Annotated in this window: 14 protein-coding genes; 7 read left to right on the top strand and 7 right to left on the bottom strand. The window is 42.2% G+C overall.

Translation table 11 applies throughout. The features are described 5' to 3' along the window. The first annotated feature begins 30 nt into the window (after positions 1-30). Positions 31-1098 carry a dual-specificity RNA methyltransferase RlmN gene (gene rlmN / locus BM291_RS16980; RefSeq protein WP_092899626.1) on the top strand — a complete coding sequence of 356 codons (1068 nt, stop codon included), beginning with the start codon at positions 31-33 and terminating at the stop codon, positions 1096-1098. Positions 1099-1157: 59 nt separating this feature from the next. Beyond that, the gene (locus tag BM291_RS16975; RefSeq protein ID WP_092899624.1) at positions 1158-1634 is read left to right on the top strand and encodes an outer membrane beta-barrel protein; all 477 of its coding nucleotides are present in this window, start codon (positions 1158-1160) and stop codon (positions 1632-1634) included. 130 nt (positions 1635-1764) lie between these two features. Here the strand turns inward: BM291_RS16975 and BM291_RS16970 are convergent, their stop codons facing one another. Genes BM291_RS16970 through BM291_RS16955 form a run of 4 tightly spaced genes read right to left on the bottom strand, consistent with a single transcriptional unit; the run spans position 1765 to position 5752 of the window. Continuing rightward, positions 1765-2703: a rhomboid family protein gene (locus BM291_RS16970; RefSeq protein ID WP_092899622.1), complete on the bottom strand. Its 939-nt coding sequence runs from the start codon at positions 2701-2703 to the stop codon at positions 1765-1767. 2 nt (positions 2704-2705) lie between these two features. Next, positions 2706-3497 carry a rhomboid family intramembrane serine protease gene (locus BM291_RS16965; protein WP_092899620.1) on the bottom strand — a complete coding sequence of 264 codons (792 nt, stop codon included), beginning with the start codon at positions 3495-3497 and terminating at the stop codon, positions 2706-2708. A 1-nt stretch (position 3498) separates the two neighbouring features. Further along, entirely contained in the window at positions 3499-5346 is a 1848-nt protein-coding gene (mutL, locus tag BM291_RS16960; RefSeq protein ID WP_092899618.1) for a DNA mismatch repair endonuclease MutL, read from the bottom strand. Continuing rightward, on the bottom strand, positions 5339-5752 hold the full coding sequence (locus BM291_RS16955) for a hypothetical protein (protein ID WP_092899616.1): 414 nt from the start codon (positions 5750-5752) through the stop codon (positions 5339-5341). Before BM291_RS16955 ends, mutL begins: the two co-directional genes overlap by 8 nt. Before the next feature lie 372 nt (positions 5753-6124). Between BM291_RS16955 and BM291_RS16950 the strand changes: the two genes are divergently transcribed. Further along, positions 6125-9085, top strand: a complete 2961-nt coding sequence (locus BM291_RS16950; RefSeq protein ID WP_092899614.1) for a serine hydrolase domain-containing protein — start codon at positions 6125-6127, stop codon at positions 9083-9085. A gap of 5 nt (positions 9086-9090) precedes the next feature. Here the strand turns inward: BM291_RS16950 and BM291_RS16945 are convergent, their stop codons facing one another. After that, a complete protein-coding gene (locus BM291_RS16945; RefSeq protein WP_092899612.1) occupies positions 9091-10041 on the bottom strand; it encodes a pyridoxal-phosphate dependent enzyme in 951 nt (316 codons plus the stop codon). An 87-nt stretch (positions 10042-10128) separates the two neighbouring features. On the opposite strand from BM291_RS16945, the gene BM291_RS16940 reads away from it, so the two are divergent. Then, complete coding sequence (locus BM291_RS16940) at positions 10129-10797, top strand: peptidoglycan DD-metalloendopeptidase family protein (RefSeq protein WP_092899610.1); 669 nt, start codon at positions 10129-10131, stop codon at positions 10795-10797. Here the strand turns inward: BM291_RS16940 and BM291_RS16935 are convergent. Next, positions 10794-11564: a type III pantothenate kinase gene (locus BM291_RS16935; RefSeq protein ID WP_092899608.1), complete on the bottom strand. Its 771-nt coding sequence runs from the start codon at positions 11562-11564 to the stop codon at positions 10794-10796. The genes BM291_RS16940 and BM291_RS16935 overlap by 4 nt on opposite strands. Before the next feature lie 62 nt (positions 11565-11626). Here BM291_RS16935 and BM291_RS16930 point away from each other — a divergent pair, with 62 nt between their 5' ends. The 3 genes from BM291_RS16930 to BM291_RS16920 all read left to right on the top strand — a co-directional run bounded on the left by BM291_RS16930 (position 11627) and on the right by BM291_RS16920 (position 13120). Further along, positions 11627-12103 carry a GNAT family N-acetyltransferase gene (locus tag BM291_RS16930; RefSeq protein WP_092899606.1) on the top strand — a complete coding sequence of 159 codons (477 nt, stop codon included), beginning with the start codon at positions 11627-11629 and terminating at the stop codon, positions 12101-12103. Positions 12104-12190: 87 nt separating this feature from the next. Beyond that, entirely contained in the window at positions 12191-12658 is a 468-nt protein-coding gene (locus tag BM291_RS16925) for an MbcA/ParS/Xre antitoxin family protein (protein WP_092899604.1), read from the top strand. A gap of 3 nt (positions 12659-12661) precedes the next feature. After that, on the top strand, positions 12662-13120 hold the full coding sequence (locus BM291_RS16920) for an RES family NAD+ phosphorylase (protein ID WP_092899713.1): 459 nt from the start codon (positions 12662-12664) through the stop codon (positions 13118-13120). Positions 13121-13323: 203 nt separating this feature from the next. On the opposite strand, the gene guaB is transcribed toward BM291_RS16920, so the two are convergent. Continuing rightward, the gene (guaB, locus tag BM291_RS16915) at positions 13324-14802 is read right to left on the bottom strand and encodes an IMP dehydrogenase (protein WP_092899602.1); all 1479 of its coding nucleotides are present in this window, start codon (positions 14800-14802) and stop codon (positions 13324-13326) included. Positions 14803-14861: the final 59 nt, after the last annotated feature.

The raw sequence follows: 14861 nt of genomic DNA, 5'->3' as shown, positions 1-14861 counted from the left end.
GCTACTCCGAAAAGTCTTACCTTTGCGTCTATGGAAGCAATTCAGAAAAAAGACATCCGTAAGCTATCTCTGGCGCAGTTAGAAGAATTCTTTTTGGCGCAAGGAGATAAGAAATTCCGTGCCAAGCAGGTATATGAATGGCTGTGGAACAAGTCTCTGAAGAATTTTGACGAGATGAGCAATATCTCGCTGAGTACCCGAGAAATGCTCAAAACGCACTTTACAATCAACCATATTCAGGTTGATCTAATGCAGCATTCGACTGATGGTACAATCAAGAATGCAGTAAAACTCTACGATAGCATGATCGTCGAGTCGGTTTTGATTCCTACTACAAAGAGAATTACTGCCTGTGTTTCTTCTCAGGTGGGTTGTAGCTTGGATTGCAATTTCTGTGCGACAGCCCGACTGAAGCGTATGCGAAATCTAAACCCAGACGAGATCTATGATCAGGTAGTTGCTATCAAGGATGAGGCTGAGAAGTATTTCCAGCGCCCACTGACCAATATTGTTTTTATGGGAATGGGTGAGCCATTGCTAAACTATGCCAATGTGCTGGAAGCGATAGATAAAATCACCTCTCCAGAAGGGTTGGGTATGGCTCCAAGGAGGATTACTGTTTCTACTGTGGGAGTTACGAAAATGATTCGTAAGCTAGCGGATGATGAAGTTCGCTTCAACTTGGCAGTGTCTCTTCACTCTGCGATCAATGAAACACGCTCCCGACTGATGCCTATCAATGACAGTAATCCAGTGGAAGAGTTGGGTGAATCATTGAAGTATTGGTATGAAAAGACCAAGCGAAAAGTCACCTATGAATATGTGATCTGGGAAGGAATCAACGACGATGAGCGGCACGCAAGGGCCTTAGCGAAATTCTGTAAGCTTATACCATCCAAAGTCAATCTGATCCAGTACAACCCTATCGATGAGGGGGAATTCCGCCAGGCTAGCCAAGAATCCGTTGATATGTACGTCCGCGTACTGGAATCACAAGGTATTATCGCCAAAGTCAGAAAATCCCGTGGTCAGGACATTGATGCTGCCTGTGGACAGTTGGCCAATAAGAATGAGGTGGCTGAGTTGAACGAAGGCTAAGATTTGCTTTCTAAGCTAAAGCCAACTAATTTCTTGTCGAATTTTAACAATCCCATTTTATGAAAAAGGCTTTATTGATTTTTTGCGCCACATTTATGCTCTCTTTTATCGGGTTGGCACAAACTCAGGAACAGGGGAATGCCCGTTTCCATGGATTTGGAACGTATGGCTTGAATTACCATAACTTTGGAGTTGGGGCAGGAATTGAATACTTTTTTCTCGACAAATTTGCCTTGATGCCTAGCTATACCTTTGTTTTCCCACAGGTAGGTAAAGAGAGTAATTTCAGCACAGATTTACGCTACTATGTTTCAGAAGGTCCTTCCCAGCTTTATTTCATGGCAGGCTATAGCCAAACATGGGTAAATACCCAGCCTGATGGAGCAGGCACTAAGAGAAATCAGAAGGGAGCAAATGTAGGAGTGGGCGCTTATATTCGATTGACTGATGCGATCGGATTAAGTACGGAATTCCGCTTCCAAAGTCCTCTACCAAGAGAAGTCGGTTTTAGAGTTGGGTTTGCCATTCCGTTGTAGACAAAAATTGTAAGTATCAGGTTGCAAGTATTAAGACATTAGAATCAAGAGCTAAGATAAAAGAGCCTAGATAGTAACTTGATTCACTGGTTGAGGATCGATTTCTTCTGTCTCCCGTCTCCCGTCTTTTTTACTTCTTCGAAAACTCAAACAATTTCCTTTTCTCTTCCTTATTCAGCGCTTCGTAGCCACGATCAGCGATTTTGTCCAAGATCTGATCAATTTCCTCCTGCGTTGCGTCGTTAGAACTAATCGGTGGAGGTGTAGATTTGGTAGCCTTTGTGAACGATGAGAAACCTCCGCTGCTTGAGGTTTTCGCTTTGCGATAAGAGACTTTTACTTTGTTTTTATTACCAGAGAAAAGATCCTCAAAGAATATTCCGACTTTCTGAACAGGTACTCCCCAATCATTTCCTTTGCGCAATTGTATAATATACAAGTAGCCGAGTAGAGCTCCACCAAGGTGCGCCAGTTCTCCACCCGCATTTGCTCCTGCGGAATTGGCAAAGGATAAAATCACATAGAAAATGGCGATGTATTTGATTTTTACAGGCCCCAGAAGAATGAGGAAGAAGGTAGTATTCGGCGAAAGCGTAGCTGCCCCAACAACAATGGCAAAGACTCCAGCGCTTGCGCCCAGCATCAGTGATGCATCCAAATTGGTGTTGAAATAGGGAGATATGTTATAAATCACTACATAGAATAGTGCTCCAGCTAGACCTCCCAGAATATATAGATTGGCGAGTTTTCTACTTCCCAGAAACTGGTGAATCAGCTGACCAAACCAAAATAAGAAAAGCATGTTGAAGAGGATGTGTAGAATCCCCTCGTGCAAAAACATGTAAGTAAAGATACTCCATGGCTGAGTCGCTAGCCTAGAAAAAGATGCTGGCATCATTAGGTACGATAGAATTGTGGTATATAAGTTACCCAATCCGCCGATGGTCATAAACACCCGGAATACCAGCACGACGAAAAACACCAAAATGTTGATCGCAAGCAGTTTATAAAGACTGTTGTCGCTATGCTTAAAAGCGTTCCGAAGATTATCCCAAAAGTTACCGTACATAATTAATAAAAACTGTTTCTGTCTTTTTTCCAGAAGTAAACTAAAACACCGCCAATCACCAATCCGCTGAGGTGGGCAAAGTGTGCTACGTTGTCCAGCGGATTATTCACAAATACGTTATATATGGTATAAAGGCTGTAGAAAAGCACCATATATTTTGCCTTGATCGGTATCGGAGGGAACAGCAGGAATAGCTGCGTGTTGGGAAAAAGCATCGCAAATGCGATCAAAACCCCGAAAAGCGCACCTGAGGCACCGACCATCGGTACATTGCCTTGAATATCCAAAATCGCATCCAATGTTTGCTTCGCCTGGCTGATTTTATTTGGATCATCAGGATTACGACTATAGGCATCCACAAAGTCAAACACGGAGCTTTGGAAAAAACCACGGTTTTCCAAGACCAACTTGTTAAAAGATTCGGGGTTTGGATTGTTTTGGAACATCGCCACTTTTTCCTCCAAATTATTCATTCTATAGGCAGTATAACCTGAGTAAAGAACTCCTGAACCAACTCCACAAACCATCCAGAGAATCAACAATTTCTTTGGTCCCAGAAATTGCTCTAACAAAGGCCCGAAGATCATAAGTCCGAACATATTGCCGAACAAATGCCAGAAATCTGCATGCATAAACATGTAGGTCAGGAACTGGAATGGCTTGAAATATGGGCTGTGAATGTAGTATAGCGCAAACCAATCATTCAGCTGAGGAAAGATAAAACGGGATACGATAAGCAGTGCCACGTTGATAATAAGAAGGTTTTTAACTACCGGTGTAATATTTCTAAACATGCTATTTGCCGAAGAAAGAATGAATACTGCTTAAATCTAATTTCACAAAGGTTTTGTTCCCTCCCAATCCATAATTTGGATTTTGACAGGCAAAAAGCTGCCCAACGAGGGTTTCCATTTCTTGTGAATTTAGTTTTTGTCCTTTTTTCAAAGACGATTTACGCGCCAAAGAGCGCGCTAGATTTTCTCGAGTGTCGAGCGAAAGCTCACTTTTGAAATGTTTGTATTGCTCAAGAAGCCCTTCGAAAAGCTCCTTTTCATTTTTAACTGGGATGTCAGCCGGAACACCTTGAATCAATACCGTGTCTTTGCCGAACTCAGAGACCATAAAGCCCAAGCTGTGCAATTCTGGCATGATATCCATCACCAATGCATAATCAGATGGCCCTAGATTGATGGTAGGAGGGAAAAGACACTGCTGAGAAGTCCCTTGCGCGAGTTTCAACTGGCGCAAATAGCGCTCATACAATATACGCTCATGAGCTGTCTGCTGATCTATGATCAGAAATCCAGTGGACATCTGAGCGATCACATAGCTAAGTTCTACCTGAAAAGTAGCTCCCGTAGATTCCGTCTCAGCGCGTCTAGGGATCAGTTCAGTGGCTTCGTCTGGCTTTGCCCGACTTTCAAAAGTTAAAACCTCTGTTTCTTCGTTTGGAGTAGATCGGTTGATATCTCTGCTGGGTTGTTGGGTTCCTTCAAATAATTTTTCCCAGCCAGAAGTGCTGGCTTGCTTGAATTCGGGGGTATTGAATGATTTGTAGCTGTATTCACGATCCACTTGAGCTTTTTTCTCAGGATCTTTATCCCATTTCTCATTGAAATTCACATCCAGACTAAAGTCCAGCGAAGGAACGACATGATGTGCGCCTAAAGCCTGCTTTACAGCAGACCGGATGACTGCATAGATAGTACGCTCGTCGTCAAACTTGATTTCAGTTTTGGTTGGATGAACATTGATATCGATATGCGAAGGATCGATTTCTAGGAAAAGCACATAGAATGGATGCTGATCCGGTTGCAATAAACCTTCGAAAGCAGAGCTCACTGCGTGATTCAAGTAGCTGCTTTTGATGAAGCGATTGTTGACAAAAAAGAATTGCTCGCCACGGGTTTTCTTGGCATTTTCAGGCTTTCCTATGTAGCCTTTCACATTTACATGTGGAGTCATTTCCTCGCATGGTACGAGTTGACCTTGGTAGTTTTTGCCGAAAAGGCCTACAATCCTATGGCTGAGTTTGCCAGGAGTGAGGCTATAAACTTCTAGATCTTGCTGAAATAGAGAAAATCCGATTTCAGAATATGAAAGTGCTACTCGCTGAAATTCATCCACGATGTGGCGCATTTCTACAGGATTTGACTTCAGGAAGTTTCTGCGGGCGGGCACATTGAAAAACAGGTTTTTCATAGAAACCGAGGTTCCTACATTTCCTGCAAATGGCTCTTGTTTCTTTACTTCTGAGCCTTCGATTTGGATCAAAGTTCCCAGTTCTGATTCGGCTTGGCGGGTTTTCAGTTCTACCTGAGCGACCGCAGCGATAGAGGCCAAAGCTTCTCCTCTGAATCCGAATGTTCTGATAGAAAATAAGTCTGCTGAACTTCGGATTTTTGAAGTAGCATGACGCTCAAAACTCATACGAGCATCAGTTCCAGACATGCCTTTACCATTGTCTATTACTTGGATGAGCTGTTTTCCAGATTCTTTTACGACCACCTGTACTTGGGTAGCGCCAGCGTCCACCGCATTTTCAAGGAGTTCCTTAAGTGCGGAAGCTGGTCTTTGAACTACTTCTCCTGCTGCGATTTGATTGGCTATCGCATCGGGAAGGAGTTGGATAATATCACTCATATTTCTTCTTGGGTTTTAACCTGAAGAAAAAATAGATAGCTGCTCCCAGCGCTAATAGGTATCCCATATATTCAAATATCACTGGGCCTAAATATACATAGCCGAAGATGGATCCGAGGAGTAATAGAAAAATGAAAGTTCGGATCATGGCTGTAGAGGCAAATACATTTACGCCTTCTCGTTCCTTTATTCCTTTATGCTGCGCAAAAGATCCACGGATACCTGCGCCATAAGATCCAATATCATGTGAAGAGCCGTCACTTTTTTCCAAAAGTCCCTGTGCTTCCAAGTCTTTCTTGATTTGGGAGGTTCTTTGTTCGATTTCCTCCCGTACAGGATCATAATATCTAGGTTTGATATCAAATCTCATCGGTGCGGCAGTACGAAATACAGAAGGAAATTTCATATGATTATAATTTGTTTTTGAAAGGACATATGGAATCTCGCATAGATTATAATCTTCTTGGTGTGGGCTGACTTCCACATGCTCGATTTCATGACATTTTAAATATTAATTCTAGTCTCACGTTAAGTAAAAGCACAAAGGGAGAATAAGTTCCAGTACAATACACCAGATATCAAATTTATGACCTTTTTAACCCTATTTACGGTTCGATGTTACCTTATCTTTAGTAACTTCATTTATCAAGCTAATGCATCCAGCTACAGGATGTAAACTTGAGATATGGTAAGCGATGAGAAAAGCCAGATTCGCTTTCTGAATCGGTCGCCCGTACAAATTTATTTTAAAAGTTAAGGATTAAAAATTTACTCAAGCATGAGCAGTAAGCTTTGGAGAGTTTTCGCAGTTGGTATTATAGCTCTTACTTTTTCCTCCGGGAAAATCGATGAATCATTAAAAATAGGTGATCCCCTTTCTACGACTGACTCGATGGCTCAGTTGAATTGGGTGGATTCGGTATTCAATAGTCTGACTTTTGATGAGCGTTTGGGGCAGCTTTTTATGGTTGCGGCTTACTCTAATAAAGATCAAAAGCATGTAGATGAAATCAGTAATCTTATAAAAACAGAGAATCTTGGAGGTTTGATTTTTTTTCAAGGTGGGCCAGATAGGCAGGCACGCCTGACTAACCTCTACCAAGCTCAGTCCAAAACCCCGCTGTTCATTGCTATGGATGCAGAATGGGGAATCAGTATGCGACTCGATTCAATTCCTGATTTCCCAAAGGCAATGACTTTGGGAGCTGTGCAAAATCCTGATTTGGTGTATGCCATGGGAAAGGAAATGGCACGTCAATTTAAGGAGCTAGGTATGCACATCAATTTTGCCCCAGTAGTAGATGTGAATTCCAATCCTGATAATCCTGTGATTGGGTATAGAGCTTTTGGAGGCGATAGAGAAGTTGTCACCACGCATGCGATTTCTTATATGAAAGGCCTGCAGGACAATGGGGTGATTGCGAATGCGAAGCATTTTCCAGGCCATGGAGACACAGAGGCTGATAGCCATTATTCATTGCCAGTGATTAAGAACCTTGAGCAGCGGATTTGGGATGTGGATTTGTATCCTTATCAGGAGCTTTTCAAAGAAAACTTGATGTCTGTGATGGTGGCACATTTGAATGTGCCCAGCTTAGATGATGCTGGTAATATACCCACTAGTCTTTCGAAAAAAGTAGTGACAGATTTACTTCAAAATCGAATGAATTTTCAGGGTTTGATTTTCACGGACGCTCTTAATATGAGAGGCGTGGCGATAGCAAATTCTCCTGGGGAAGTGGATTTGAAGGCTTTATTGGCAGGAAATGATGTATTGCTCTATTCTCAGGATGTTGCAAAAGCTAAAATACTAATTAAGGCAGCCGTTGCTGACGGTAGAATATCTGAAAAGGAAATTGATCGCAGAGTAAAGAAGATTTTGCGAGCTAAATATTGGTCTGGATTGAACGAATATAGACCTATCAATACGTACAAATTGGTGGAAAGGCTGGATACGCCCGAGACTGAGTCTATCATAGAGGACCTCTATGCAGATGCTATGACAGTGGCTGTGAATAAGGGAAATCTTTTGCCCTTCAAGAATTTGGACCTAACCAGTTTTGCGAGTTTGAGCATAGGAGATGAAGGAAAGGATTTCAAAAAGTATCTGAGTAAATACGCGAAGTTTGAGCATTTCAGTATTGACAAAGCGGCTAATGAAACTACTCACTACAATACCATGAAGCAGTTGGAAGACTTCGATGTGGTGGTAGTAGGTTTGATGGGAGTGACGAATAGTCCATCAAGGAAATTTGGAGTATCTCCAAGTGATGTGCAATTCATCAAAGATTTGGCAAAGCGTCAAAAGGTAGTCACGGTGCTTTTTGGTAATGCGTATGCTGCCCAGCAGTTGGATGGAATAGGGAATGTTGTTTTCGCTTATGAGAATAATGCTGTGACACAGGAGATGGCACCACAGATACTTTTTGGAGCTAGAGATGCAAAAGGAATATTGCCAGTTACTGTAAATGGTGAGTTTTCACATGGGGTTGGTGGATATATGAAGTCTATCAATAGGCTTTCTTATGGCACGCCAGAAAGCGTTGGTCTGGACGGGAAAATCTTGAACAAAATAGATGCAGTAGCAGAAAAAGCAATACGAATACAAGCTACTCCGGGGGCAAATGTGTTGGTGGTGAAAAACGGAAAGGTCGTTTTCGAAAGATCCTATGGAAGCTTAGAATACAAGTCTAGCCCTGCTATGAATTCCGAAACAGTATTTGACTTGGCTTCTATTACTAAAGTTTTGGCAACAACTCAGGCGGTAATGTTTCTGGAAAGCAGAGGCGAGTTGGATATGAGACATTCCTTGGAAGATTATTTACCAGAACTGAAAGGAACAAATAAAGGGAAAATGGTGCTCAGTGATGTGATGGCTCACGAAGCTGGACTTATTGCCTATATCCCTTATTATGCTCGCACAGTCGAAGCGGGTCAATGGAGAGGGGATTATTACAAGCCCATGTCTTCAGTTGGTTTTACAAGACCAGTGTCCAATGACATGTTTGGAATGGATGCACTTCGTGATAGTATCTGGCACTGGACAGTGGAGTCGAAGATTACCCCCATACCTCGAGGAGCTAGTAAGCATGCCTATGTGTACTCAGATCTTACGATGTATTTGATGCAGGCTGTAGTGGAGCGAGTAGTGAATCAGCCTTTGGAAACATTCATGGATCAGAATTTTTATGCTCCATTAGGACTTAGTACCATGACTTTCAATCCTGCTTTGAAAATGCCTATTAATAATATCGCTCCCACCGAGAATGACATTACTTTCAGAAAGAGACAAGTTCAGGGCTACGTTCATGACCCTGGAGCAGCCATGTTTGGTGGAGTAGCGGGACATGCTGGGCTTTTTGGCAAAGCCAATGACTTAGCAGTGATGATGCAAATGATGCTCAACGAAGGAAGCTACGGAGGAGTAAATCTGATTAGTCCCGAAACAGTAAAGAAGTTTACCAAAAATCAATCTCGTCAAAGCCGAAGAGGCTGGGGCTGGGATAAACCAAACACTCAGGTAGGCAGTGGAGGGTCAGCGGGTGACTTGGCTCCAAAATCTACTTTTGGACATACTGGTTTCACTGGAACTTGTGTCTGGGCGGATCCTGAAAATGATCTTATCTATGTGTTTCTCTCCAATCGTGTTTATCCCGATGCTACGAATACTAAATTATTGAAAGAAGGAATTCGTACTGATATCCATGATATCATTTATGAGGCAATGGGTAAGAAATAGTCTTTCTAAAAAGGCAATTTTGCTAAATCCACATTTCCTCCTGAAAGGATAATCCCCACTTTTTTGCCCCTGAACCTATCTTGATTGGCAAGCAAAGCGGCTAAGGGAACAGCGCAAGATGGCTCTATCACGATTTTCATTCGCTCATAAATCAGTCGCATGGCTTCGATGATTTGAGGGTCAGAAGCAAGTAGAATGTCAGAGACATATTCTTGGATCAACTCGAAATTCAAAACTCCCAAGGAAGTCAATAAACCATCTGCAATGGTATTTGGGCCTGATTGTGGAATTATTTTTCCAGCATGAAAAGACTGGAATGCATCATCGGCACCTTGTGGTTCTGCCGCGATTACCTCAATGTTTGGATTTAGGTAATGAGCTGTCAGAGCTGTTCCTCCAAGTAAACCTCCTCCGCCCACTGGAGCGATGATGATATCTAAATTTTCTTGATCTTCAATAAGCTCTAAAGCACAAGTCGCCTGACCTTCGATCACGTCCATGAAATCATATGGAGGAATGAAAGTGGCTCCAGTTTTCTTCACAACCTCATCCAATGTGGTTTCTCGTGCTTTGAGATTTGGTTCGCACTCGATGATCTCTCCACCATAGCCTTTCACGGCTTTCTTTTTGATCTCCGGCGCATTGGATGGCATGACGATGTAAGCAGGAATTCCCGCTACTTTCGCGGCTCTGGCCAATGCCGCAGCGTGATTTCCACTGCTATGTGTTGCTACTCCCTTTGCTTTCTGTAAATCTGTAAGTTTCATCACAGCATTTGCAGCTCCCCTTGCTTTGAAAGCTCCAACTTTCTGGAAGTTTTCACATTTAAAAAAAATCTTACAACCTGCGATTTCATTGATTGCTGAAGATGTTAGAACAGGCGTACGGTGAATAAAAGGTTGAATGCGATCGTGTGCAGCTTGAATATCAGCGAGAGAAGGGAAAGTGGTTTGCATGGGTTGAAATTAATGAGAAAAAGAGAAAAGAGATTTAGAGATTGGAGAAAATAACCAGCACTTTAAGATGATTATATATCTTTCGCCATGAATTGGAATGAGATTGATTTTTTCCCAGTTATGGGTGAAAAGCTAACTGTATATAACACTGTCAAGTTGGATTTTAGTCCTACGAATTCAGAGTTGGAGAGTTTGGATTTGGCGAATACGGCTGCGTTTGATGAATACGTTACTCAGCAGATTAAAAATTCCAATAGCAAATATGGGATAGGTGGCTACCTAGAGCACAGAGCTATTTATCGTAGAAGTACGGTCTTTGCGACAGCAGAAGCTGATTTCCGAAATATTCACTTAGGAATAGATATCTGGACTGAAGCTGGCGCACCAGTTTTTTCACCTTTGGATGGGCGGATCCATAGCTATCAGGACAATGTTGGCTTTGGAAATTATGGGGCTACCATAATTTTGGAGCATGAGCTTTTTGGGGAAAAGCTTTTTTCACTTTATGGACATCTTTTTCTGTCTGATCTAGTAGGAATTGAAATTGGGCAAGAAGTAAAGTCGGGGGAATTGCTAGCTCACGTAGGCCCATTTCCGGAAAATGGTGATTGGCCACCACACTTGCATTTTCAGTTAATGCGAGATTTGATGGGGAATATGGGTGATTTTCCTGGCGTTTGTTCACAGCGAGAAGTTGATGATTACAAGGTGATTTGTCCAGATCCCAATTTGATTTTGCGAAGCGAAGTTCTTTAGGAATTGGCCTTTGTGATTAACCGCAATCCTTCCAGCGTAAGATTTTTGTCGATTTCCTCGAAAACTTCGGCAAGTGGTGTTAAAACTGAAGAAAGTCCTCCCGTAGCGATTACCTGAAAATTTTGCTGGGTTTCACTGGTTATTGCTTCCAGCATTCCCTTGACCAAACCCGTATACCCGTATAAAATACCAGCTTGAATCGCATGGATGGTGTCTTTACCTAGGGCAGATTCAGGCATTTTTAATTCTACTTCTGGTAGTTTGGAAGTGTTTTGGAAAAGTGAATTGAGTGCAGTTTTGAGCCCAGGAACGATATTGACTCCTATTATTTCACCTTTAGCATCTACCACAGTAAAGGTGAGTGCTGTTCCAAAATCCACTACGATTAAGGCTTTACCATATTTCGAATAGCCTGCCATCACATTACAAATCAGGTCTGTACCGATTTCATTTGGCCGAAGGCTTTTTATAGGAAGCTTCTGAAAACTGGCAGGTGAAATAAGGTAAGGCTGAGTACCGATGTAATTTTCGCAAAACTGAAGAATCTGCTCATTGATCTCCGGAACTACAGAGCTGAATCCTATTTGTGTTATATCATTAGGACTTATACCATGCTCCAAAAAGTACATAGGCACTTTTTTGTGAAGTTGCGCGGCGAATTTCGCAGCATGCGTTTCGATCCGAAAATGATTTTTCCAGCTTTTACTCACTTCATCATAGAGCGCAAAAACCACATTTGAATTTCCTGCATCGATTGCTAAAAACATTGTTTCTCGGATTTGATTAAATTAGCCTTTCCCAAAATTAAACGGATTTATAAACTTTGAACATGTATACGCTAAGAGAAGGAAAAATCGAGGACCTACCTCGAGTACTGGAATTGATAAATGAGCTGGCACTTTATGAGAAAGCGCCTGAGCAAGTCACGAATACGCTTGCTATGATGGAAGAAGATGGGTTTGGTAAAAATCCTGTTTTTGGAACGTACCTATGTGTAAAAGACGAAACATCTGAGATCGTCGGCCTTGCGATTTATTATTATCGCTACAGCACCTGGAAGGGACGTAGAATTTACTTGGAAGATCTGGTAGTGACTCAGTCTGAACGTGGTAATGGCGCTGGAAAACTGCTTTTTGATCGTATTATGAAGAAAGGTCTGGAGGAAAATTGCACTGGAATGATGTGGCAAGTACTGGACTGGAATGAGCCAGCAATCAATTTTTACAGAAAATATGGCGCAACACTAGAAGCCGGCTGGCTAAATGCTCACCTGCAAGAGTATGAAATCAAACAGATTCTCGATTAAGAGCTGATTAAAATATTGCAAATGCGATATGTAAGTATTGCATTTGCAATAAATTATTCTAACTTAGTGTAGGTTAATTGAATAGCTATGATACACACTTGGAAAATATCATTTGGAGAGGCGGGAGCTGAGACAATTCGTACAGGCAATGATGCCTATTATTTCTTTCAAGAAGCTATTTCTATGGTAAGCGAGCCAGCAGCAGTTTATGATGTAGCTGTTTCTTTTCACGATACCGGAGAGATTTTCGACTTTCTGGATTTCACCCAGCAGGATGTCTCGGAGGTGCTAGAAGTGGATCCGAGTACCTTATCTCGCTGGCGCAAAGAAGACAGAAAGCTTACGAAGATGCTTACGAAGATTATTTTGGAAATGGATCAGGTGATAGCAAAGGGCATCAGGATATTCGGTTCGGAGGAGTTGCTTTCGCAATGGCTTCATACTGAGAACACATCCCTTGGGGATCAAAAGCCATCTACACTAATGAAGAGTCCTTATGGAGTTGATCGTGTGGATGAGGCGATGGAAGCGATGTCTTGGGGAGCTATTCTGTAGGTGGTGACATATTTTCGACTTATTGAAAATCTTCCAGGTAGAAGTTCACTTGGCTTTGGTCTGGGAGCTGGAAGGTGGAATCAATACGGTACCCCGATAATCTACGGATGCAGTATTTCTTCACTCAACTTCCTAGAGTTGCTAAGTATCAAAGGAGCTGTAGTCACTGAAAGTAAGTGGAAGTTTGTCGTACTTGAGATTCAGACTCCAATTCCAGAATTAGATGCTTCGCAGTTGCCAGCTGACTGGAGAAACAGACCTCATCCTCGATCAACTCAGGAGTTTGGTACAGCCTGGGCAAAAGGAATGATATCTCCAGTTCTTAAAATTCCATCTTGCCGAATTCCTCTAAATAGCTATCCTGCCGAGCATAATCTTTTGATCAACCCGCTACATGCTGACTTTCAAAATTCAGTAAAAGTCGTTGACGAATGGGATGTGAGTTTTGAGGTGAATTCGTAAGGATTCGAAAAATTGTTCAGAGTGGGAATTGAAAATCCCCCTAACCCCCTTTGAAAAAAAGGGGGAATTACGAAAATTGAAACTCAGACATTACTGCCATGAATCTTTTCAAATAAACATCGAAGGAATAAGTAATACCAAAAAAGACCGGAAAACCCGGTCTTTTTTGGTATTACTCACTAGGTTGAAAAAACCGAGCTAATTTATGATTTTAGGCTGTAGTTAGGAGCTTCTCTGGTTACAGATACGTCGTGTGGATGAGATTCTTTCACGCCAGCTGAGGTAATTTTCACGAATTTACCATTGTTCTGAAGATCTTCTATAGTCGCTGTACCACAGTATCCCATTCCTGCCTGAAGTCCACCTACAAGTTGGTATAGAACTTCAGATACCAAGCCTTTGAAAGGAACTCGACCTACGATTCCTTCCGGAACGAGCTTTTTGATATTTTCTTCAGCGTCTTGGAAGTAACGATCTTTGGAACCAGATTCCATCGCTTCCAAAGAACCCATGCCTCTGTAAGATTTGAATTTTCTTCCTTGGAAAATGATCATTTCCCCAGGAGCCTCTTCAGTTCCTGCTAGTAATGATCCTATCATAATAGAACTTCCTCCAGCTGCAATTGCTTTGACCAAGTCACCAGAATAGCGAACTCCACCATCTGCGATCACAGGTACGCCACGACCTTTCAGAGCTTCTGCACATTCATATACCGCAGATAATTGCGGGACACCTACGCCTGCAATGATTCTAGTAGTACAGATTGATCCTGGGCCTACTCCGACTTTGACGGCATCAGCTCCAGCATCCGCAAGTGCGATAGCCGCTTCCGGTGTAGCAATATTTCCTACGATTACCTCTAAGTCTGGGAAAGCATCTTTGATTCTTCTGCAAGTGTCAATTACTCCTTTGGAATGGCCATGCGCAGTATCGATAGAAACTACATCAACTCCTGCATTTTTCAATGCTTCGACTCTCTCCACGATATCTGCAGTAACACCTACAGCTGCGCCTACACGAAGTCTTCCATACTCATCTTTACACGCATTTGGCTTGTCCTTTCTTTTCAGAATATCTTTGTATGTGATGAGTCCTGATAGTTTATATTCATCATCTACTATCGGAAGTTTCTCAATTTTATATTCCTGAAGTACTTCCTCTGCCTGCTCCAGTGAAATTCCAGATTTGGCAGTAATCAGGTTTTCAGTTGTCATAATCTCCCGAATAGGACGATTCTGATCTTTAATGAAGCGAAGATCACGGTTGGTTATAATGCCCTTCAAAACTTTGTTCTCATCGACTACCGGAATACCACCAATATTGAATTCGCGCATGATGTTCTCAGCATCTCGAACTTTTGCATCTATGTGAAGCGTGATAGGATCTAGAATCATACCTGCTTGAGAGCGCTTTACTTTGCGTACTTGCGCTGCTTGCTGCTCGATAGACATGTTCTTGTGAACAAATCCAAGTCCACCTTCTAGCGCTATGGCAATAGCTAATTCAGCCTCTGTTACCGTGTCCATGGCAGCGGAAACCAAAGGAATGTTTAGCCTGATTTTCTTGGTGAGTTGAGTAGAGGTATTCGTGTCGCGGGGAAGGACTTCTGAATAACCTGGGACAAGAAGCACGTCATCGTAGGTGAGTGCTTCGTAAAGGAATTTATCTGAATTTGTATTCATGGCAAATATTGGTATGTAGGAACCCTATTTGCACGTCAAAGTTAAAAACAAATTCTTTA

It is taken from the genome of Algoriphagus aquimarinus, from assembly GCF_900112005.1.
Lineage (GTDB): Bacteria > Bacteroidota > Bacteroidia > Cytophagales > Cyclobacteriaceae > Algoriphagus > Algoriphagus aquimarinus.
This window is presented reverse-complemented; position numbering and strand designations above follow the sequence as displayed.

What these genes read in the sequence shown, in the direction of transcription:
- mutL (WP_092899618.1), bottom strand. Translation starts at nt 5,346, where the DNA reads ATGAGTGATATTATCCAACTCCTTCCCGATGCGATAGCCAATCAAATC.
- BM291_RS16925 (WP_092899604.1), top strand. Translation starts at nt 12,191, where the DNA reads ATGATACACACTTGGAAAATATCATTTGGAGAGGCGGGAGCTGAGACA.
- BM291_RS16935 (WP_092899608.1), bottom strand. Translation starts at nt 11,564, where the DNA reads ATGTTTTTAGCAATCGATGCAGGAAATTCAAATGTGGTTTTTGCGCTC.
- guaB (WP_092899602.1), bottom strand. Translation starts at nt 14,802, where the DNA reads ATGAATACAAATTCAGATAAATTCCTTTACGAAGCACTCACCTACGAT.
- BM291_RS16950 (WP_092899614.1), top strand. Translation starts at nt 6,125, where the DNA reads ATGAGCAGTAAGCTTTGGAGAGTTTTCGCAGTTGGTATTATAGCTCTT.
- BM291_RS16955 (WP_092899616.1), bottom strand. Translation starts at nt 5,752, where the DNA reads ATGAAATTTCCTTCTGTATTTCGTACTGCCGCACCGATGAGATTTGAT.
- BM291_RS16970 (WP_092899622.1), bottom strand. Translation starts at nt 2,703, where the DNA reads ATGTACGGTAACTTTTGGGATAATCTTCGGAACGCTTTTAAGCATAGC.
- BM291_RS16930 (WP_092899606.1), top strand. Translation starts at nt 11,627, where the DNA reads ATGTATACGCTAAGAGAAGGAAAAATCGAGGACCTACCTCGAGTACTG.
- BM291_RS16940 (WP_092899610.1), top strand. Translation starts at nt 10,129, where the DNA reads ATGAATTGGAATGAGATTGATTTTTTCCCAGTTATGGGTGAAAAGCTA.
- BM291_RS16945 (WP_092899612.1), bottom strand. Translation starts at nt 10,041, where the DNA reads ATGCAAACCACTTTCCCTTCTCTCGCTGATATTCAAGCTGCACACGAT.
- BM291_RS16975 (WP_092899624.1), top strand. Translation starts at nt 1,158, where the DNA reads ATGAAAAAGGCTTTATTGATTTTTTGCGCCACATTTATGCTCTCTTTT.
- rlmN (WP_092899626.1), top strand. Translation starts at nt 31, where the DNA reads ATGGAAGCAATTCAGAAAAAAGACATCCGTAAGCTATCTCTGGCGCAG.
- BM291_RS16965 (WP_092899620.1), bottom strand. Translation starts at nt 3,497, where the DNA reads ATGTTTAGAAATATTACACCGGTAGTTAAAAACCTTCTTATTATCAAC.